This window comes from Corynebacterium sp. LK31 (assembly GCF_014335015.1).
Taxonomy (GTDB): domain Bacteria; phylum Actinomycetota; class Actinomycetes; order Mycobacteriales; family Mycobacteriaceae; genus Corynebacterium; species Corynebacterium jeikeium_D.
The window spans coordinates 87,358-107,461 of sequence record NZ_PDGW01000006.1; the positions used below are offsets into that span (position 1 = coordinate 87,358).

Genomic DNA, 20,104 nt, shown 5'->3' on the forward strand with positions numbered 1-20,104 from the left:
TGTCTGGGCACACACCGCTTAACGACGGCTAGTCGTCTACTTGCTCGTGGAAATCTGCAGGCGCTATCGGATGCCCGGCGCGCAGTTCCTGCACCGCAAGATCCACGGCGGCACGCCACGGGGTGTGGCCAATGCGCTCTTCGTTCGCCCGTACGTCGTCCTCGGTAGCCATGGAAGGCAGCGCCCCGGCCGCATCCGCCACAGTGCGCTGCCGCTCGTATGCCGCGCCCATTTCCACGATGTTGTTGACGAATTCCAGTTCGGCTCGGCAACCCAGTTCGTCGGCAAGCGGGGCGAGTTGAACCACAAGTTCACGGAGTTCGTCGCGAACCCACCGCTCGTCGGTATCGCGATTGACGATGACCAGCGCGTCCATGCCGTAGCGGGCGGCGCGCCACTTGTTTTCGGCGATGTGCCAGGACTGCAGCGACGGTAGCTCCTCGCCAGCCTCCCACATGCGGTCGTAGTAAACCGTCAGACAGTGCGTCAATGCCACGATAGCGGCGAGTTCCTGCAGGTTAGAGGTAGCGTCAGCGACACGAATCTCAATGGTGCCGTACTTTGATGCCGGGCGAATGTCCAAGTGCATCGAGCCGGTGTGATTGATGACGCCGGAGCGGGACTGGTCGTGCATGTAGGACTCCCACTCGGGCCACGTGTAAATCGCCGGCGGCTGACCAGCGGTGGGAAGCTGCTGGTAGAGCAGGCTTCGGTTGGAAGCGTAACCCATGTCCTCACCGTTCCAGGCCGGTGAGGAGGCAGACAGCGCCAACATGTGCGGCAGCTTCGTTGCCAGGGCCTGAATGATCGGCCAAACGCGTTCGGAGTCCTTAATGCCAACATGGACGTGGACTCCCCAGATGATCATCTGGTTACCCCACCACTGAGTGCGGTTGATGATTTCGGAGTAGTGCCCCTTAGCGCTGACCTGCTGAGCAGTACCGCGGGCGAACGGATGCGAGCCCGATGACCACACATCCACCCCAACGCGATCAGCGGCCTCGAGAACCATGTCCAGCTGGCTTTGGAGCTCCGCTACGGCACCGGGCACGTTCGTGTGCACACCGGTGACGAGCTCTACGGTGTTGGCGAGGAACTCTCGCTGGAGCCCATGTCCGGGATGCTCCGCATCGATGATGTCGAGCACCTCGGCGGCAGCGGGGGCGGTGTCGCGCGTTCGTCGGTCAACGAACGCCACTTCCCATTCCACTCCCAGTGATGGCTGCGCCGATCCGGAAAATTGCTCAGTCATACCGCTATTTTTTCACACTAGGAGTCGTTTTCCTCAGTTGGCTCCGTCCAGGTGACGGTTTTTGCGCAGGAGGCAAGGTCACCGTTGGAATCGACAAGCGCAACTGTGGTGAAACTGTCTTCATCCACCTTGGACGGAACGTTCCAGACATCTGCATTCCGTTTGTCATCGACGTGCACTTCGCCGATGACACCCAACCCTTCGGTTGCGGGGCTGCCGATGCCACTGCAGCCAGATGCACCGCGCGCCTGCACTGTGTACTTGCCCTTATCCAAGGTAGTGAACTGACCTTTTTCGTCGGAAAGGCCCATCCATCCCTTGGCGCTCATGACCTGTACAGTTGCCAGCATTTTCATTGATCCGTCGTCGTTTGTTCGGATGAAGTTATAGGCGCTGACTCGCTCGGTCAGCTTCGGTGCAGCCGGATCTACGCTCACTGGCGCAGTGCTTGTCGACGCGCCTGCGTTCCCGTCCTTGTCGCTGCTGGATTCAACCCCCGAGCAGGACACCAACAGTGTTGCAGCACAACCCAACGCGGTGGCGACAGCAACACGACGACGCTTTACGGCGAACATAAAAACCTCACAGACCTCACTGGCTACTAGCAGAATACTAGTACCCCTTTTTCAGCCGTGATCTGTTTGAGACTGCAAAATATGCAAAAGCCCCGCGTAGGCCATGAAATGTGTGGCTTACGCGGGACTTGGAAAGCTATGGGGCTTCGCACCACGGCGGCAGGTTTTGAGACTTAGGCCGCAAACCTTAGTGAGAGACCAAAGCCTGGTGGGCCGGGAGTCTAGTGAGCCGGGTCAGTGGCGACCACGACGATTCCCGCCGGAGCGTCCCGGAGGCGGTCATCGCGAGGTGCGGCTTCCCAACCGTTGTCATGCGCGATCTGCTCAGCGGCGGCCTTTTCCTCTTCGTTCCTCGGGTCGAAGTAGACGGTGGTCTTCTCCCACACACCCATCTTCTCTTCAGGAGCATTGCCGGTCTCGCCGGCGCCCCAGCCCTGCTCGCCCATCTGCTTGGACAGGTCATCGGCGAGGCCCACGACCTCAGAGTTATTCAGGACACTGACCTTGACAGTCTTGCGGTCAATCTGGGGCGCTTCGTTGGCCTCATCCTGTGCCGGCGGATTCTCAGCGGGAGGAACCGGTTTGCCTGGCTCATTTGCCGGTGGCGGCGGCGGAACCTCGCCGTCACCATCTCCAACAGCACCATCCTTTGCCGGATCACTGCCGTTGGCCGAGTCAGCAGGCGCACCAGAGTCAACCGGAGCGGATGCCGAGGTGTCATTCTGGCCGGTGTTCTCGGCATCGTCGCCACGTGTGCTGAGTGCATAGGCACCGTAGGCGACCAGGCACACGCCGATAGCGAGCAGCACGATAGCGAGAACGCGCATGTAGCGGCCATCACCGGCACCGTCGCCGATGTCGCCGTCATCAACACCATCAGCAGCTGCGGAATTGCTAGCAGCCCCAGCGCTGGCACCGGTCGAGGCGGCGGTGGCACCAGCAGCAGCTGCACCAGCGGCGGGAGCCGCAGATTTTGGCGCTGTGTGTTGAGCATCCGACGGCTCGGAGTACGCATGGGCGCCGCCAGCGGCGGGAGCCTCCGCGTAATCGCTGTACTCATCGAAGTCGTCGAAGTCGTCATCGAGTCGATGACGGCCCGGACGCGGCGAATTCTGAGGGTTTAGTTGGTCAGACACATCCCACATCCTATATGTTCTGCCGCCGAACCGTGAAGTGAAACTTGAACCTTATGCGTCTTGGTTGTCCCGCACGGCGCGCAGCCGATGAACCAACACGGGTTCGGCCGCTTCGGCTGCCGGAGAATCGAGAAGTCGCGAAAGTACCTGGTGGTAACGGATTGTGTTGTTGCCGAAGTCCTCGGCAAAGCGACGCCGAATTGCCTCCTGCCGCGCACCGGCCATACGCGGCCCACGGCGGGCAACTTTCAGCCATTCCTTCTCAAAATCCAGCATTTTCTGCGCCAAAATGGGCTCAATGCCGCCGGTATCGCCCGCGAGTCCGGGATGCTCGGATGAGTCAGGCCGCAACTCAGTCTCAGGTTCGTGGCTGCCGCCTATGGGCTTCTTGCTCACCATTTTTCTGCACCCCGCTTTCCTTCTCAGTCGCCCTGATTTTCTATTCTGCACGACACTGCTTATGCAGATACTTAGTGAAGATACATAGTAAGGCTCAGCCACCCAGCCCTACATACCACTTCCGACATCGCCCAACGTCTCCAAGACCCCTGACATCACCAGGCGATTTAGAAAAGATGGACGCCGAGTAGAATCAGCGACATGACTATCCGTCCCATTGTGATTGCCGGAGACCCCGTTCTCCACACTCCTACCCAGCCGGTGACCGAGGACATCTCCGAGCTGCGTGAGCTCATCGAGGACATGTACGAAACCATGGACCGCGCCCACGGTGTGGGGCTGGCTGCCAACCAGGTGGGCGTCGGCAAGCGTCTGTTCGTCTACAACTGCCCCGATGATGACGACGTCTGGCACCGCGGCTGCGTCATCAATCCGGTGCTGACCACCAGTGAAATCCCGAAGACCATGCCTAACGACGACGGTTCCGATGACGAAGGCTGCCTCTCTGTACCCGGCCTGTCCTTCCCCACCAACCGCGCGGAGAAGGCTGTCGTCACCGGCCTGGATGAAAACGGCGACGAGGTCCGCATCGAGGCCACCGGTTTCCTCGCTCGCTGCATGCAGCACGAGGTCGGCCATCTGGATGGGTTCCTTTACACCGACTGTCTCACGGGCCGCTGGAAGCGCATGGCCAAGAAGGAAATCAAGCGTGCCGGTTGGACCGAGGGCGGCCTGACCTGGATGCCGGGCGTGGATCCCGATCCGTTCGGCCACGAGGATTAGATCGTGGCGGATAGGCAATTGGAGTCGTCGGCAAGCGAAAATGCAGCACAGAAGCTACCGATTTCCCGCTGGGGCGTCGGTGAAGTGGCGGTGGGACGTCGTGTCATTGTGCGGCACGCGCTGACCGATGAAGAAGCATTGGCCAGCGGCAAGAAGACTACGGACGTCATTGGGCATGTGCTCAGCATGGATCCGTTCGTCGTGCGTCCGCAGGTTCGTGCTGGCGTGCGTGCCGACGAATCCGTGGCAGCGGTGGACTTTAGCGATAAGCACATTTTGATTGTGAAGGCCCTGCCGGATCATCCGGTGCGCAATTCGGATATTCGCGCCGTGGAAACTGCGACAGCGAAGGCCTTCCCGGGTATCGCGCATGTGGTGGAGTCGGGCTGGCTGCTGCGAGCCGGCGATGGCATTACGGAGCGTTCCAACTCCGCGCTGCCGCTCGAACCCGGAGCCAGCACTCAGCCGGTGCCGTTGGAGAAGATTAAGTCGTTTTACGATTCCCACGATTTGCCGGTGCGGATTGCGATTCCGGATAGAATCGCCAAACCTGCACAGGCGCTGGTCGCGGGGCCGGAGTGGACGGTCGGGCCGGACATTGTGGTTATGACGCGCTCACTCGATGGGGATTTGCCGCCTGCTGAATTGGCAGCTGAATCGCACAGCGCCGTACAGGTGCTTGATGAGCACAGCGCCGTACAGGTGCTCGATGAGCACAGCGTCGAGCTTGCAGACGTGCAGGTGGATATCGCTGATCAACCTGACGACGACTGGCTGGGGCTCTACCATTTCCGCGGTACCACGCTGCCCGAGCATGCACTACAGCTTCTGCGCAATGAAATTGATGGCCGCATGTGCTTCGGACGCCTGCAAGTGCCTGACAACAATGCGCCTGAAGGCATACGCACGGTAGCCATTACGCGCGGCACGCTGACCGAATCGGACGACGGCCGTGTGTGGCTCGGGTTCTCCGCTGTGGAAGTCGCAGCCGATATGCGCCGCCGAGGACTTGGCACCCTACTGGGAATTCACATGATGCACTGGGGCACACAACACGGGGCAGATTCTGCATATCTGCAGGTATTGGGCTCAAATGAGGCTGGCATTGCGCTGTACCGGACACTCGGTTTTACCGAGCACCACCGGCACCGCTACGCGGAGCTGACAGGGGCTTAGGGGCCGGGGGTTACGTTTCGGCCCTGCGCTGCTCGCCCTGATTGCCCTACTTCCCGCGCTTAACCCTTTTAATCCGCTTCAGCTGCTTGCCCTGCTGCTCTTTGCTACCCATGCGATTGCCCATGCGGCGCTGCCCACGCGGCAGCTCGCGCGTCTCCGGCTTTTCCACCACACGGGTGTGGACCGAGAGTTCATGACGACCTCTCCCCAGCGGATCGCGTGAGGCAGCCATTGCAATCCAGCCGGCCAGGCCCGCAGAGACAAACCAACCGGCGACCGGAATCATCGACGGCAGAATCCAGGCATTGCGCACAAAACCATCGCGGGCTGAGACTGGCATCCCGTGTGCACCTTCGATTTTCATGCCCATGGCGTGTTTACCCGGCGACCCGTCGAAGATGGAGTCCCCCGCCACGCGGTAGAGGTAAAAACCACCGGGACCGAGGAAGAGGCTGATCAGCATCACCATTACGCCGCTGTCCGATGTCCCCACGATGCTAGTGAGAACTGCAATGGAGGCAATCAATGCAGTGTAGATGACAGAATCCACCAACAGCGCACCACCACGACGTGCCACTGAGCCATTGGCCAGATTGGGGTCAAAGCCCAGGTGTACTGCCATTTGAGCGGTCAGCGGCGCGACTTTGGGATTGGCACTGAGCTCACCGAAGGAAGACACCCCATAGCTAGCGGGGTACCCGCTTTCATAGCCGACCGGAATGTTTGCTACCGGATATGGCACTTCCTGATACGGCATTGCCGCATCGTACGCCGCATATGCGTCGTGTTCCCGATAAGCGTTCCTGCCACTACTACCCAGGTAATCCGTCGGACTGTACTCGCCGCCGTAACGGCGATCGTCCCAGTTAGCCAACCTCGAAACTCCCTTTCCTACCGGGCTTCCGCCCACCTTATCCGTTTTTGTCCGCCTATTTTGTCACTGCTTTGTTCAACGCATGAGGCCGCCGTTTCGTTCCCCTTTTACAATCGTTGATATGCGAATCTGTGTCTGGAACGTCAATTCGGCTCGAACTCGCCTCGACCGAATGGTGGAAATGCTGCGCCGGAATGACATTGATGTCCTGGCCGTCCAGGAAACCAAGTGCAAGGACGACCAATTCCCCACCGCTGCTTTTGAAGAGCTGGGATACCAAGTCGCCCACCACGGCCTGAATCAGTGGAATGGCGTTGCCATCATCTCCCGCGTCGGCCTTGAGGACATCCAGGCAGAGTTCCCCGGTCAGCCGGGTTTCAACAAGGACCCCGACGCAACTCCCGCATTGGAGGCCCGCCATATCGCCGCTACCTGCGGTGGCGTGCGCGTCCATAGCCTCTACATCCCGAACGGCCGCGACATCACCGACCCGCACTTCGAGTACAAGCTCGAATTTCTGGAGCGGCTCCGTCAGCACATCATCGCCACGCTTGACGACGACCCGGAGGCCACCTTCATGATGGGCGGCGACTTCAACATTGCCCCGACCGACGGCGATGTCTGGTCAATGGCAGCCTTCGCAGGGAAAACACACGTCACACCGCCTGAACGCGCAGCTTTCTATGCGCTGGAGCAGGCGGGCATGAAGGAAGTAACTCGCCAATTCACCCCAAACCAGTGGACCTACTGGGATTACAAGGCTGGCCGCTTTTTCAAGGATGAGGGCATGCGCATCGACTTCCAGCTCGCCTCCCCCGACCTCGCGGCAAAGGCGTCCGCCGGATTCATCGACATCGAAGAGCGTCAGGGCAAAGGCGCATCCGACCATGCTCCGGTGATTGTGGATTACGAAGTGTAGATAAACGGGCGGAAAAGCGCGTAGGCCTAGTTCCTACTAGGGGGTGTCGCTGGGGCCGTCGTAAAGCGGAGTCTTTGCTGCCAGCCCCTAAAATCAGGGGCAGAAATGGGCGATAAAGCACCCGCACAACACTTATGAGTCTAACTTTTTGTTCAATCTACAAATTTTCACCACAGAAAGTTATTTCGACGATATAAGGTGTTTATTCAGAACATCAATTCATTACGTCGGGAAGGAAGATCATGACTTCTGCACGCTCCCCTCAGCGCACCACTACCCCGGAGCCAGCGAGCGGCTTCCCCACCGCGGATGACTCAACTGAGTCCGATGAATCCCTGCGCGAAAGCGTGCAGAAGATTTCCATCGGCCTGTATGACTTCCTTGCGTCGACTCGCCGCCTCGGTGAGCGCCCGAATGCCAGGATGGACATTTCCCAGTCGGAAATGGAAGTACTGCACTTTATTTCGACCCACCCGGGCTGCGGCGTATCCGACATTGCACGCCTGCGTTTCCTGCGCCCGTCCAACGTTTCGGCAACAGTCCGCCGCCTACTCGACAACGGGCTGATTGAACGCGAGAACAATGCAAAGGATCGCCGTGCGCAGAACCTCTATGTCTCCAGCGATGGCGAGACCCTGCTGGAGCAGCTTATCGACCACTGGGGTGCGCTGGTGTACGAAATTGTGCGGACAATGTCGCAAAAGGACGTGCGTGCGCTAATTAAGGCACTGCCTTCGCTGCTGAAGCTGGCGGAGCACTCGGAAAGCTATGTTGAGGAGCACCAGCGCCGCCAGGAGCCGTTCTAAAAGCGCGCCGCTAAACCCTTCTTACTAGGTACGATGATGCTCATGGCTATTACTTTGAAGAAGGCAAAAGACGTAAAGACCGCTCCATTGGTGGCCACCGGCCTCATCGGCGGCTGGCTCACCGCTCGCGAAACAGGCATTCGCCCGCTCGGTGGCGTCATCTTGGGCGCCGCCGGCGCATATGCAGCACGCACCTGGAACGCAAAGACCGGCGCCCTGGGAGCCACTGGTCTGGTGGCCGCCTACCTCGGCGCTTTCGGCCTCTCACACCCGCTGGCTAAGAAGATTGGCGCATGGCCGTCCGTCCTGACCGTCACCGCGCTGGCTGCTGGCGCAGCAGCAGTTGCCGACTCCAAGTAAGCAACAAGTAGACAAGCCGCTCTCCCGACTTAAAAGTCGCGCCGGGGAGCGGCTTTGGTGTGCCAAATCTCAGCGTGCAGCCTCAATGGTCGGTGTTAACCTCAGACCTTAGCCACCTAGCCAAGGGCCTCCAACAATTTCTCGAGGTGCGCGCGCACCCGGGGCCACGATTCCACGAAAGGCGGCAGCAGATTGAGGCTGTCGACGTCGTCAAGCGGAATCCAGCGCAGCTCTAGAGACTCTTCGTTCGGATTCGTCTCCAGCTCTTCGGCAGCTAGTGCGTAGACCGTGTGGTACTTCCAGCCGCCGGCGAGCTCGGGGCGGTCCGGATCGGCCGGGAAGGGCCCGGTGGTGACCTGCGTGTCGAGGATGCGAAGCTGATGCTCCAGCAGCCCAGTTTCCTCAGCCGTTTCACGCAGCGCGGTCGCCTCAGGAGTCTCATGAGAATCACAAGCCCCACCAGGAACACCCCACGTTAGGGGGAACGATGTCCAGTCAGCTCGATACTGCATAAGCACCGTGCGCTGAGGGCTCACAATCAGCAGCCCTGCAGCTCCGAAGCGTCCCCAGCAGCGCGTACCGTTGGGGCCGGCTGCCCAACCATTTCCATCCTGAAGCATGTCTCCACCCTACGCCAGATACCCTTGTGTTTTCCGTCACAAGCCCGAGCGACTAAGATTTGCAAGGAACTAACGTTGCTCTGAGCGGAGAGATCGTCGCAGGCGACTTCGGTCACGTCGGAAGGACACGTGCACATGGGTGAAACCACTTCAAGTGCGCCTCATTCCCGTGCCCACGACAAAAACCGAAACCCATTCCACCGCAAGAATCGTGCTCCACGCCGAACTCGTTTCAGCGGTCGCACCACTCCCGGTGGCGAAAGCTTAGACATACACACTGCGGCTCAGGCGGCAAAAGAATCGAAAGATACTCCCGACACCACCCCGGCTACCGAGAGTGCGGCACCATCAACTGCTCTGGAAACTACAGAGTCCTCGGCTAATGCCCCAGCAACGGCCACAACCCCAACAGCCCTAGCAGACTCTCCGCGCGATACAGACTTGCGCGTGGATGCCCTGGAGATTGGCCCGCGCAACCGGAGATTGACACGTTTTCTCGGTGAGCGCCTCTACGACAAGCTCGGCCCGTCGGCCACGTATGTGCGCCGGTCAGCGTCATTTTTGATAACGTCGCCGGGCCGATTGACCATAGTCGCCCTCATCCTCATCGTCGCAATCCTGGCCGCCGGCCTATCCATGTGGCAAACAACCTCGCAACGCCAGCAGCAGCTCACCCGCATTTCGCAGCTGAGCGAGCCGATGGCCAATGCCTCGCAGAATCTCTATGCCTCGCTGACGATTGCCGATGCGTCGGCCAACACCGCTTTTTCCCGCGGCACGCTCAACAGCAGCCAGGACTTGGTCAGCAACTTCGACGATGTCATCGCACAAGCATCCATGTCCGCTACCCGCGCAGCTACGGGCATTGAAAACGTCGATGATCCAGAGATGAAGGATGTCGCGACTGTACAGCGACTGTTGCCGGTCTACACCGGCATGGTCGAGACAGCTCGCGCGAATGCGCGCCAGGGCAACCCCGTCAGTGTCGCGTACCTCGCCTCTGCCTCAAACTTGATGCAGGTCCAGATTCTGCCAGCTGCAAAATCGCTCTACGAACGCACCAGTACCACCACTAATGAGGAGCAGCGCGAACTATCGAAACCACCTCTTTTCCCGATGTCAGGCCTGGCAGCGGCAATTTTGATGCTGCTAATCACACAGTGGTGGCTGACTCGCCGCACCGGTCGACTATTCAACGTCGGCCTGTTTGGTGCAACCATGCTGATGGCCATCGCACTTGTCGGTGTGGGAATCGCCACCACTCAGCCGTGGCAGTCTAACTCCCTCTTCGGAGAGCAGCGCCCGGACGTTCATGCCCTAACCCAAGTACGCATTGATGCCCAGCAGCTACGCGCCAGCGAAACCCTCGGCTTAGTGCGCCGTCAGCCCGCGGATGCGGAGTCCTTCTCGCAGTCGGTGCGCACCCTGGTCGGCGAGCTGGAAAGAGTGGACGCCAACGCGCCGGACGACGATGTCAGAGCCGCCATCCACGGTATCTACAGCTGGGAGTCCGGCCACAACCTGATGATGGGGCACTTGAGTTCAGGAGACTACGCCGGTGCGGTTCGCATCGCGACCGATGTGGATAATGCCAGCTCGTCGGCGACTGCGTTCAACCAGGTCGATGAGTCGCTACAGAATTCCATCGCCGAGTCCCGCCTGACCGCCCGTGAGAACCTCGACCAATCCCGTCGCGCTATCGCGGCACTGTCCCTCGCCACGGTTACGCTGACCGTCATCGCGGCAGTTCTGGTTGTTTTCGGCTTCCGACACCGGCTTCTGGAGTACCTATGATCGTTTCGTTCTCCCCGTCGCTCCACAGTCTCGCCGGTTGGCGGCGCAGGGCCGTCCTTGGTGCACTCGCCATCGCCGGGCTCACCGTCAGTGCCTGCGCGACCGATTCGCTTGCCGACGATCCCTACTCGCGCACAATCCTGGAGGCCACCGGTGACTTCCCCCTGCCACCGGGCGCGTTCTACGACAAAGCCTCCTCGAGGAAGCCTGCGGCAGAAGCCAACACCCCAGATCTGTCCACACTCGCCCCCGATGACCAAACACCGGAAGAGCGAATCCCGGAGATTTACCAGCGCGGCCGCATCATCGTTGGTGTTGACCAATCATTGAACCTGCTCAGCTTCCGCGACTTCAGCAGCGGAGAGCTCTCGGGGTTTGAAGTATCCCTGGCACAAGAGATTGCCCGGGACATCTTTGACAATCCCGATGCTGTCGAGTTTCGGTTCGTCGACAGCAACGAACGCACTGCCGCACTCGAAGACGGCACTGTCGATGTCGTTTTGCGCACTATGACGGTCACCGATGCCCGGCGCGAAAGGGTGCTGTTCTCCACACCGTATTTGACAGCACGAGCTGGAGTTCTAGTCTCTTCGCCGGGTGGCGATGCTTCCCCCGAGGACGTCGAGGACGGTCGCATCTGTGTCTCCCGGGGATCCACTACCGAGGATTTGATTCGACGGCTCTCGCCGAACAATACGCTGCTGTTGGTCGGTAACTGGTCGGATTGCCTCATTTCACTTCAAAACAGCCAGGCAGAGATTGTCGTTGCCGATGACACCATCCTCGCTGGTATCAACGACCAAGATCCGGCTACCGCCATTGTCCAGCGGGGCTTGAACGAGGAAAGCTACGCGGCCGGTGTATCCAAGGGGAACCCAGGCCTAGTTCGCCAAATCAACGCGACCCTGGAGCGTATGGCGAGCGACGGCACCTGGCAGTCCCTCTACGACACTTGGTTCGGCCCCTTCCTGCCAAGCGGTACACAGCCATCGCCACAGTACAGCGACGACGAAGACATACTTGGAATCTCCCCCACACCGGAAGCTGCTCCAGAAGGCGAGGTGGATAACCGATGAGCGACGAAAACCAGTACTCCGAGCATGCCCAGCAAGCCCAGCATCCCCAGTACACGCCGGAGCCCCAGGAGGATGCTCACGCAGAGGCAGAGGCAGCTGCCACTCAGGCCGTCGCCTTCGACCCATTCGCCGATGAAGACGACGAACAAGAGCCCGGCACTGCCGCTGTCGCCTTCGACCCTTTTGCGGACGATGATGACGATGACGAAGAGTTCGATATCGCCGAATTGTTGGGGCGCGGGGGCTCGTCGTCAAGCGCGACGACCCAACCCGGCGCCCAGACGCCAGATCCGTCGATGGCCTCGCACCGGAAAGCGTTGGAGGACTTCCGCCGGAGGCGATCGAATGCACACCGCGGACGCACTGTCGCCGACGGCATGGTGCACCTGCCGTACATCACAACGCAGGATCCGCGCGATGCAGTAATGAGTGATGAGAAGATTCGAGCGACGAATAAGCCGGCGCCGAGCCTGAAAGCCGGCGATATCGTGGCGGATCAGTACGAGATCGTGGGCCCGATTGCCCACGGCGGGCTCGGCTGGATTTACCTGGCGATTGACCACAATGTCTCGGATCGTTGGGTCGTGCTCAAGGGCATGATGGCAGCGAAAAACGAGAAGGATTTCGCCGTAGTCCAGGCGGAACGCGAGTTCCTCGCGGAAATCTCGCATCCGGGAATTGTGAAGATTATCAACTTCATCGATGAGACGGACGCCAACAGCGCCACCGGCTTCATTGTGATGGAGTACGTCGGCGGCCCGTCGTTACGCAAGCAGCGACGGAGCTACCCAGACGGCGTCATGCCCTGTGACCTAGCGATTGGCTACATCCTGGAGCTGCTCCCCGCGCTGGATTACCTGCACTCGCGCGGCGTTGTCTACAACGATTTGAAGCCGGACAACGTGCTGCTCAGCGAAGACCACGTCACGCTTATCGACGTTGGCGCGGTCACCGGCATCGGCGCCTACGGCCATATCTACGGCACGCCCGGTTTCCAGGCGTCGGAGATTGCCACGACGGGACCAACGATTGCCAGCGATATCTACACAGTCGGCCGCACGCTGGCCTCGCTGATTCTGAAGTTGCCGGCGACCAACGGCATCTACGACCCGGGGCTACCCTCACCTGTCGAAGAGCCTCTATTCCGCCGTTTTTACTCGCTCTACCGCTTCCTACTACGCGCTTGCCACGAGAACCCGGAGGCTCGCTTCGGTTCTGCCGAAGAGATGAGTGTGCAGCTCATCGGCGTATTGCGCGAGATTCTGGCGGTGCGCGACGGCGTGCAATTCCCGCAGGCGGTGTCGAATTTCTCGCCGCAGCGTTCCACGTACGGCACCAAGCACCTGGTGTTCCGCACCGATCAGCTTGTCGACGGCATCACCCGCGGCGTGGAAATCACTCCGCAAGAAGTGACCTTCGCGCTGCCTGTACCACTGATTAACCCGACAGATCCGGGTGCGCGCATCTTGAGTGCCTCGTCGTTTACAGAGCCCAACGAACTTATCGAAACACTGACCAATGCGCTGTCCGAACCCGAGTATGGCTCTTCCGTGGAAATTCCACTGGGCATCGTGCGTGCGAAACTGGACCTCGGATTAATTGATGAGGCCCGCGACAGCCTCCGCGATGTCTCTGAACGTTTGCAGCGCGATTGGCGTTACCACTGGTACGAGGGCGTGACTTATTTGCTTCTCGACCAATTCAACGATGCCCTCGCCTCGTTCCACCACGTGCTGACGATGCTGCCCGGCGAGCCCGCCCCGAAGTTGGCGCTGGCAGCGACTCTCGAGTTGATTCAACAGCGCTTGGGCATCGCCAACGCATCTCTCCTCGAGCCCGCTGTCGCCCGCGCCGCCGCGAACTTGAGCAGCGCGCTGGATAATGTCGCTGCCGATACGCCCGAGATCTTCTCCCCCGCCTGGGCCAGCGAGTCCCTGTCGCCTCAGACGATTCGTTTCAACACCCTGCGTCTCTACGCCGTCGTGTGGGCGGCCAACCCGACGACGGTATCCTCCGCCTTCGGGCTAGCTCGTCAGCTGGCCTCTGAGCGCCAACACGAAATGGCTATCTCCCAGCTTGACCGCGTACCCGGTAACTCCCGTCACCATCGCATGGCACGTTTGACGACGATTCTGATGCTCACCTCAGGGATGCCCTCCGAGTTAACTGAATCGAGAATTCGCCGTGCTGCGCGTCGTCTGGTGGAGCTGCCGACGAATGAACCGCGCATGCCACAGCTGCGCATCGCCGTGATGGCGTCCGCGCTGAACTGGTTGCGCAGCTCGAACCTCGACCATGCAGCTAGCTCCAATGGTCTTTTCGATGCGCCCTTTACCGTGGCCGGCCTGCGTGAAGGATTGGAAAAAGACTTACGGATGCTGGCACGCTCTTCGCAGTTTCCGCGACACCGCTACAACTTGGTGGATATCGCAAATCTCATTCGGCCACGGACTTGGCGTTAGCTCTCTAACAGCTCCTTACCGAACCTGGTCAAACATGCTGTTGTGGGCCTGAGCGCCACCCCAGAATTGGTGAATAAAGAGAGAATTGCCTTTCGTGGTTTAAGATATCCTCTATGTTTGCCTCTTCGAAATCCTCTCTCCGCAGCGCTAAGCGCGTAATTATCAGCGCTGCAGCCCTCACCACCGCCTTTGGTATTGGGGCCGGCACTGCCGTTGCCCTGCCGGTTTCTCCAGACCTGCAGTCGCTTAGCCAGAGTGTTCGGGACCTCAAGCTGCCGGAGATCTCGACTCTGAATTCGGGCGACCTTGCCCCTGAGCTCTCTGAGGTACTGGATTCCTCTTCGGTGAAGCTGCCGGATTCGGTCGTCGCTCTGATTAATGAAAACTTCAAGTTCGCTGAAAACAACAAGCAGGTGGCGGACAAGGTCAAAACTCAGCTGCTGAACGCCATCGACAGCCTGCCGTTGCCAGCTGCACAGAAGGCCGAAGCCACCCGCGTCGTCAACGAGATTTTCGGTTTGCTGGGGGGCCAGGACGAGCCGTCGCAGCCTGAGCCGGCGCCTGCCCCTGCTCCACAGCCAGAGCAGAAGCCACGCCCTGAACCACGCCCAGAGCCAAACAACCCGTGCCCGCCGAGCGCCCGCGCATGCGTTGACCTGGCTAACCAGAAGACCTGGCTGCAGGAAAATGGCAACATCACCTACGGTCCGGTGCCAATGTCCTCCGGTATGCCAGGTTACGAAACCACCCGTGGCCACCTGAGCGTTACCCGCAAGGTCCGCGATGAGTGGTCCCGTCCTTACAACGGTCCGATGCCGTTCTCGGTGTACTTCACCAACGACGGCGAAGCTTTCCACGAGGGCTCTGTTAATCAGATGTCCCACGGCTGCATCCACCTGAACCACGATGATGCTGTGAAGTACTTCGATACCCTGCAGGTCGGCGACGGCGTCTACATCTGGTAGTTAGCTGCGCTGATGCGTTGAAACGATGACCGGGTGACTGAGCCTGTTGAGGCATAGGCGCAGTCGCCCCGGCGGTGAAAAATGAGCTCGCCCCACTAGGTTCTTCCAGTTTGGAAGACAGTGGGAGCGAGCTCATTTTTGTTGGGTCACAGCTGCGGATTCAACAGATGGGGCATCTAGCAGCCGTCGATTACGGAGGGTTACAGGGGGTCCTGCCTACTCGCCAGGGCCCCTGCCCCAAAACCTACTCCACGAAGCTCATTGCGTAGCGAGCAATGGCCAGTTCCTCGTTGGTCGGTACCACGAAGACCTTGACCTTCGAGTCCTCCGCCGAAATCAGACGCGGGCCGTCATTCGGCTGGGAGTTGAGCTCGTCATCAATCTTGATACCGAAGTTCTCAAGCTCAGCCATCGAATCACGGCGGATACCGACATGGTTCTCACCGACACCGGCGGTGAAGGTGATGGCATCGAGGCGGCCGAGAATCAGCATGTAAGAGCCAATGTAGCGGCGCAGCTGGTGGACATACATCTGGTACGCAGCCCAAGCATCCGGGTCGTGGTCATCCATGCGCTCCTGCAGGACTCGGAAGTCATTGACACCAGAGACACCCTTCAGACCGGACTGGCGGTTACACAGATTGTCGATCTCGTCGATGCTCATGCCGTTGCGGTAGAGGTGGAAGATGACGCCCGGGTCAATGTCACCGGTACGGGTACCCATCATCAGACCAGCCAGCGGGGTCAGCCCCATCGAGGTATCCACCGCCTGGCCACCTCGGATAGCCGCACACGACGCACCATTACCCAGGTGCAGCGTAATCTGGTTGATTTCCTCTGCCGGCTTATTCAGAAGGTCCGGCACCTGCTTGGAAACAAACTCATGCGAGGTGCCGTGGAAGCCGTAACGACGGATATCAAACTTCGATGCGACCTCTGCGTTGAGCGGGTACAGAGCAGCAGCTGGCGGCATGGTGTGGAAGAAACCAGTGTCGAAGACGGCGACGTGAGGCACGTCCGGAAGCAGCTTGCGAGACTCTTCGATGCCTACGATATTGGCCGGGTTGTGCAGCGGCGCCAGCGGAATAAGGTCGCGGATCATGCCGACGATTTCGTCGGTAATCAGCTCCGGTCCAGAGAACAGGCGACCACCGTGAACGACGCGGTGACCGACGGCCGCAATATCCACCGACTCCGGACCAACACCGTGCTCATCCATCAGCTCGAACGCGCGGTCAAGACCACTGGCGTGGTCAGCGATCGGCTCAGTGATTTCAATCTTCTGTCCGGAGAACTTCAGATTAATAATGCCGTCTTCTTCACCAATGCGCTCCACCAGACCTGAGACATACGGCGGCTGCGTTGAGTCCTTCTCCGGATCTACCAGCTGAAACTTGATAGAGGAGGAACCGGAGTTCAAAACAAGTACGTGACGGGACATAATAATTAGTTTCCTCCAGCCTGAATAGCGGTAATTGCAACCGTGTTGATGATGTCCGGCACCGTGGCGCCACGGGAAAGGTCGTTGACCGGCTTGTTCAAGCCCTGCAGAATCGGGCCGATTGCCAATGCACCACCACAGCGCTGGGCAATCTTGTAACCGATGTTACCGGCGTCCAGATCCGGGAACACGAAAACAGTTGCCTTACCCGCAACGGAGGAATCCGGCATCTTCTTCGCAGCCACAGACGGGTCAATAGCAGCATCGAACTGCAGCGGACCATCGACAGCGAGCTCCGGAGCCAGCTCCTTGGCCTTGGCCAGACCCGCCTTCACACGGTCCACATCCTCACCTGTGCCGGATGCTCCAGTGGAGTAGCTCAGCATGGCGACGCGGGCGTCGATGCCGAAGGAAGCTGCAGTCTCGGCGGATACTACCGCGATTTCACCCAGCTGTTCCGGAGCAGGCTTCGGCAGCACCGCACAGTCCGCAAAACCCCACAGCGAGTTGTCCATAACCATGAGGAACAGTGACGACACCGTGGAAGCCGACGGCTTGGTCTTAATGATTTGCAAGGACGGACGAATGGTGTGCGCAGTTGTGTGGGCTGCACCGGACACCATGCCGTCGACAAGCCCATTGTGAATCATCATCGTCGCGAAGTAGGAGATGTCCCGCATCGTCTCACGGGCCTGCTCCAGCGTGACCCCCTTGGCCTTGCGCATCTCTGCGAACTGTTCCGCGAACTGCTCAACATATTCGGAGGTCTGCGGGTTCCAGAGATGGGCGGCGTCGATGTCAAAACCCAGTTCGGCGGCGCGTGCCTTCATCGCATCCGGGTCGCCGAGGATAGTGAGCTCACAGATGTCCTCGCGCAGGAGGTAATCAGCGGCTTCAAGAATGCGGTCATCGTCCCCCTCTGGCAGCACAATGTGGCGTTTATCAGCCTTGGCGCGCTGCAATAGCCACCACTGGAAACGCTGTGGAGTCATCACTGCGGTGACCTCGCGGCTTACGACCTTGCGCAGCCCCTCAGCATCGTCAACGGCAACAACGGGAACGTCGAGCTCGAGAGTCTTAGCAGCCTCAGCTGCCTCCTCCCCTGTAAGGACAACTGCGAGTACCTCGCTGTGACGCTGAGCTGCACTGCTGAGAGCCAAACGAACGCGAGCCTTTGCGGCCTCTGTGTGGCAGCCCTCGCCGCCAGCGACAACGATGACACCGGCGCCGGCGACGGTGGCAATGCGGAAGTCAAAATCGAGGTTGCCGGAGCCGGTCAGAACAGCCGCCCCCTCGTTAGCAGCGCGGTCAGCCTCAACAGCACTGACGATGGTGTCAAGCGCGGATTCCGGATCCACAACAACCTGATCCACGGTGGCGCCGTGCGCCCCACCGACAGTGTGGAGGCAACGTGCCCCACCCAGTGCCTCAGACAATGCCGTAATGACATCTTGCAGATTGTCTGCGCGGTCCACTGAAGTAATCAGGACTGCGGAGTTGTTGGTGGACGCTTGGGCGTTCTTATCGCTCACCGACGTTCCTTTCTCGCACTGCGCTTAATCGTTGACTTATTTAAACGTTGACTTGGCTCGAGCCGTTGGACTGCCGGAGGCTCAAGATCATGCTGAGCTTCTAATCCTGCTGAATCTAATCCCGCTGAGTCCCAAATCATTATTTTCATCTTATTGTGAGTCACCTTACATCTCACGGCGGACTCAAACCTCTTTGGTTACCCCTGGTAGCCACACTTTTCCCCGCAGATTCCAACAATTTTCCCGCATAATCGCGGGTTTTATGCGGTTTTTCTAGTGAACTAGCCCAAATTCCCACATTAGACGTGACTAAGGTCACATTTAGTTTTGTATGCCTTCAAAAGCATCTCACCGATGATGTGATGCTCGCCTCTCGATTTTTCGTAAGTTATCGCTACGATTGGGGGCGCTACCATTGGGAATGTCGAATAAACCGATAGCTCACCAATAACTCCTTTCCCCCACGAGGTCACCGCTGGCAGCTACTTACGCCGCGGCCTCGTGGCCGTCGTAAAGCATTAGAGAAAGAAGGACACACTTCATGAATCGCCCGCTCCGCGTTGCCGTAATTGGCTCTGGCCCGGCCGGTGTTTATGCTTCCGATGCACTGATGAAATCCAGTACTGACGTGGAAGTCGATCTGTTTGAAAAGATGCCGGCTCCATTCGGTCTAATCCGCTACGGCGTCGCCCCCGACCACCCACGCATCAAGGGCATCATCATGGCCTTGCACCGCGTGATGGAAAAGCCGGAGCTGCGCCTATTTTCCAACGTTGAGTTCGGCAAGGACATCACACTCGACGAATTAAAGGAGCATTACGACGCCGTCATCTTCGCCACCGGTGCCGTCGGCGACCGCGCACTGCCAACGCCGGGAGCGGACCTGCCGGAGCACTTCGGCGCAGGCGAATTCGTGGGCTTCTACGACGGCAATCCACTCTTTGAGCGCACCTGGGACCTTTCGGCGGAGTCCGTGGCCGTCGTCGGTGTCGGCAACGTCGCGCTGGATGTCTCTCGAATCCTGGCGAAGACCGGTGAGGAACTGCACGTCACAGAGATTCCGGACAATGTCTACGAGGTTCTGAAGACAAATAAGGCCAAGGAAGTCCACGTCTTCGGCCGCCGCGGCCCGGCACAGGCAAAGTTCACTCCGCTGGAGCTCAAGGAGCTCGACTACTCACCGAACGTCGAGGTCGTTGTCGATCCGCGCGATATTGATTACGACTCCGCATCCGAGATTATGCGTCGCAACTCCAAGATCACTGACCAGGTCTGCACCATCCTGGAGAACTACGCCATCCGTGAGCCAAAGAACGCACCGCACAAGCTCTACATTCACTTCTTCGAGTCGCCAGTGGAAATCCTCAGCGAGGAGGGTACCGACGGCCAGCAGCATGTGACAGGCTTGCGCACTCAGCGCATGGAATACGACGGTGCTGGCGGGCTGCGGCCGACCGGCGAGACCACCGACTGGAAGGTCGGCGCTGTCTACTCCGCCGTGGGCTACCGCTCTGATGCGCTGCCGGGTATCCCGTTCGACAACGTGAAGAATGTCATTTCCAACGTCGGTGGTCGAGTCATCGAATCCGACAACACCGAGGATGAAGCAGCCGAGGCCATCACTGGCCTCTACACCACCGGTTGGGTTCGCCGCGGACCGGTCGGCCTGATTGGTAATACCAAGGGCGATGCCAATGAGGCCGTAGCCAATCTGCTGGCCGATGCCGCTGAGGGCAAGAAATTCAACCCGTCGAAGCCGGAGTTGTCCGCTGTCAACGAGCTGCTGGAGTCCAAGGGTATCGACTACCTGGACTGGGAAGGTTGGCACAAGCTCGATGCTGCCGAACGCACCGCCGGCGAGGCCGAGGGTCGCGAACGCAAGAAGTACGTCGAGTGGGATGAGATGGTCACCCACTCCAAGGGCGAGTAACGGC

Annotated in this window: 18 protein-coding genes; 10 read left to right on the forward strand and 8 right to left on the reverse strand. The window is 59.5% G+C overall.

Translation table 11 applies throughout. The features are described 5' to 3' along the window. Window positions 1-28: 28 nt before the first annotated feature. From CRD18_RS00800 to CRD18_RS00815, 4 genes are all read right to left on the reverse strand, one after another. Window positions 29-1,252 (reverse strand): glutamate--cysteine ligase, encoded by a 1,224-nt coding sequence (locus CRD18_RS00800; RefSeq protein WP_049193794.1) that lies wholly within the window; start codon window positions 1,250-1,252, stop codon window positions 29-31. Between the two features lie 17 nt (window positions 1,253-1,269). Beyond that, window positions 1,270-1,827: a hypothetical protein gene (locus CRD18_RS00805; RefSeq protein WP_049169906.1), complete on the reverse strand. Its 558-nt coding sequence runs from the start codon at window positions 1,825-1,827 to the stop codon at window positions 1,270-1,272. Between the two features lie 221 nt (window positions 1,828-2,048). After that, window positions 2,049-2,963, reverse strand: coding sequence for a LytR C-terminal domain-containing protein (locus CRD18_RS00810; RefSeq protein ID WP_049169916.1), 915 nt, complete (start codon window positions 2,961-2,963; stop codon window positions 2,049-2,051). 51 nt (window positions 2,964-3,014) lie between these two features. Further along, a complete protein-coding gene (locus CRD18_RS00815) occupies window positions 3,015-3,362 on the reverse strand; it encodes a DUF3263 domain-containing protein (RefSeq protein WP_016421513.1) in 348 nt (115 codons plus the stop codon). Window positions 3,363-3,563: 201 nt separating this feature from the next. Here CRD18_RS00815 and CRD18_RS00820 point away from each other — a divergent pair, with 201 nt between their 5' ends. Then, on the forward strand, window positions 3,564-4,145 hold the full coding sequence (locus CRD18_RS00820) for a peptide deformylase (protein WP_049193793.1): 582 nt from the start codon (window positions 3,564-3,566) through the stop codon (window positions 4,143-4,145). Window positions 4,146-4,148: 3 nt separating this feature from the next. Continuing rightward, on the forward strand, window positions 4,149-5,321 hold the full coding sequence (locus CRD18_RS00825; RefSeq protein ID WP_049193790.1) for a GNAT family N-acetyltransferase: 1,173 nt from the start codon (window positions 4,149-4,151) through the stop codon (window positions 5,319-5,321). Between the two features lie 46 nt (window positions 5,322-5,367). Here the strand turns inward: CRD18_RS00825 and CRD18_RS00830 are convergent, their stop codons facing one another. After that, window positions 5,368-6,195, reverse strand: coding sequence for an RDD family protein (locus tag CRD18_RS00830; RefSeq protein WP_222865185.1), 828 nt, complete (start codon window positions 6,193-6,195; stop codon window positions 5,368-5,370). Window positions 6,196-6,316: 121 nt separating this feature from the next. Between CRD18_RS00830 and CRD18_RS00835 the strand changes: the two genes are divergently transcribed. From CRD18_RS00835 to CRD18_RS00845, 3 genes are all read left to right on the forward strand, one after another. Continuing rightward, entirely contained in the window at window positions 6,317-7,114 is a 798-nt protein-coding gene (locus tag CRD18_RS00835; RefSeq protein ID WP_038626705.1) for an exodeoxyribonuclease III, read from the forward strand. Between the two features lie 242 nt (window positions 7,115-7,356). Continuing rightward, window positions 7,357-7,920 (forward strand): MarR family winged helix-turn-helix transcriptional regulator, encoded by a 564-nt coding sequence (locus CRD18_RS00840; RefSeq protein ID WP_016421518.1) that lies wholly within the window; start codon window positions 7,357-7,359, stop codon window positions 7,918-7,920. A 42-nt stretch (window positions 7,921-7,962) separates the two neighbouring features. Next, complete coding sequence (locus CRD18_RS00845) at window positions 7,963-8,280, forward strand: hypothetical protein (protein ID WP_172620224.1); 318 nt, start codon at window positions 7,963-7,965, stop codon at window positions 8,278-8,280. Between the two features lie 116 nt (window positions 8,281-8,396). On the opposite strand, the gene CRD18_RS00850 is transcribed toward CRD18_RS00845, so the two are convergent. Then, window positions 8,397-8,900, reverse strand: coding sequence for an NUDIX hydrolase (locus CRD18_RS00850; protein WP_016421520.1), 504 nt, complete (start codon window positions 8,898-8,900; stop codon window positions 8,397-8,399). 135 nt (window positions 8,901-9,035) lie between these two features. Between CRD18_RS00850 and CRD18_RS00855 the strand changes: the two genes are divergently transcribed. From CRD18_RS00855 to CRD18_RS00870, 4 genes are all read left to right on the forward strand, one after another. Continuing rightward, window positions 9,036-10,694: a hypothetical protein gene (locus tag CRD18_RS00855; protein WP_187406436.1), complete on the forward strand. Its 1,659-nt coding sequence runs from the start codon at window positions 9,036-9,038 to the stop codon at window positions 10,692-10,694. Next, a complete protein-coding gene (locus tag CRD18_RS00860) occupies window positions 10,691-11,770 on the forward strand; it encodes a glutamate ABC transporter substrate-binding protein (protein WP_049193784.1) in 1,080 nt (359 codons plus the stop codon). Before CRD18_RS00855 ends, CRD18_RS00860 begins: the two co-directional genes overlap by 4 nt. Beyond that, window positions 11,767-14,232 carry a serine/threonine protein kinase gene (locus tag CRD18_RS00865; RefSeq protein ID WP_187406437.1) on the forward strand — a complete coding sequence of 822 codons (2,466 nt, stop codon included), beginning with the start codon at window positions 11,767-11,769 and terminating at the stop codon, window positions 14,230-14,232. Before CRD18_RS00860 ends, CRD18_RS00865 begins: the two co-directional genes overlap by 4 nt. Window positions 14,233-14,345: 113 nt before the next feature. Next, entirely contained in the window at window positions 14,346-15,197 is an 852-nt protein-coding gene (locus tag CRD18_RS00870; protein WP_016421524.1) for a L,D-transpeptidase, read from the forward strand. Window positions 15,198-15,441: 244 nt separating this feature from the next. On the opposite strand, the gene CRD18_RS00875 is transcribed toward CRD18_RS00870, so the two are convergent. Both CRD18_RS00875 and pta read right to left on the reverse strand, forming a co-directional pair. After that, complete coding sequence (locus tag CRD18_RS00875; protein WP_069358955.1) at window positions 15,442-16,638, reverse strand: acetate kinase; 1,197 nt, start codon at window positions 16,636-16,638, stop codon at window positions 15,442-15,444. Window positions 16,639-16,643: 5 nt separating this feature from the next. Then, window positions 16,644-17,969: a phosphate acetyltransferase gene (gene pta / locus CRD18_RS00880; RefSeq protein ID WP_241482374.1), complete on the reverse strand. Its 1,326-nt coding sequence runs from the start codon at window positions 17,967-17,969 to the stop codon at window positions 16,644-16,646. 742 nt (window positions 17,970-18,711) lie between these two features. Between pta and CRD18_RS00885 the strand changes: the two genes are divergently transcribed. After that, window positions 18,712-20,100: an FAD-dependent oxidoreductase gene (locus CRD18_RS00885; RefSeq protein WP_049169886.1), complete on the forward strand. Its 1,389-nt coding sequence runs from the start codon at window positions 18,712-18,714 to the stop codon at window positions 20,098-20,100. Window positions 20,101-20,104: the final 4 nt, after the last annotated feature.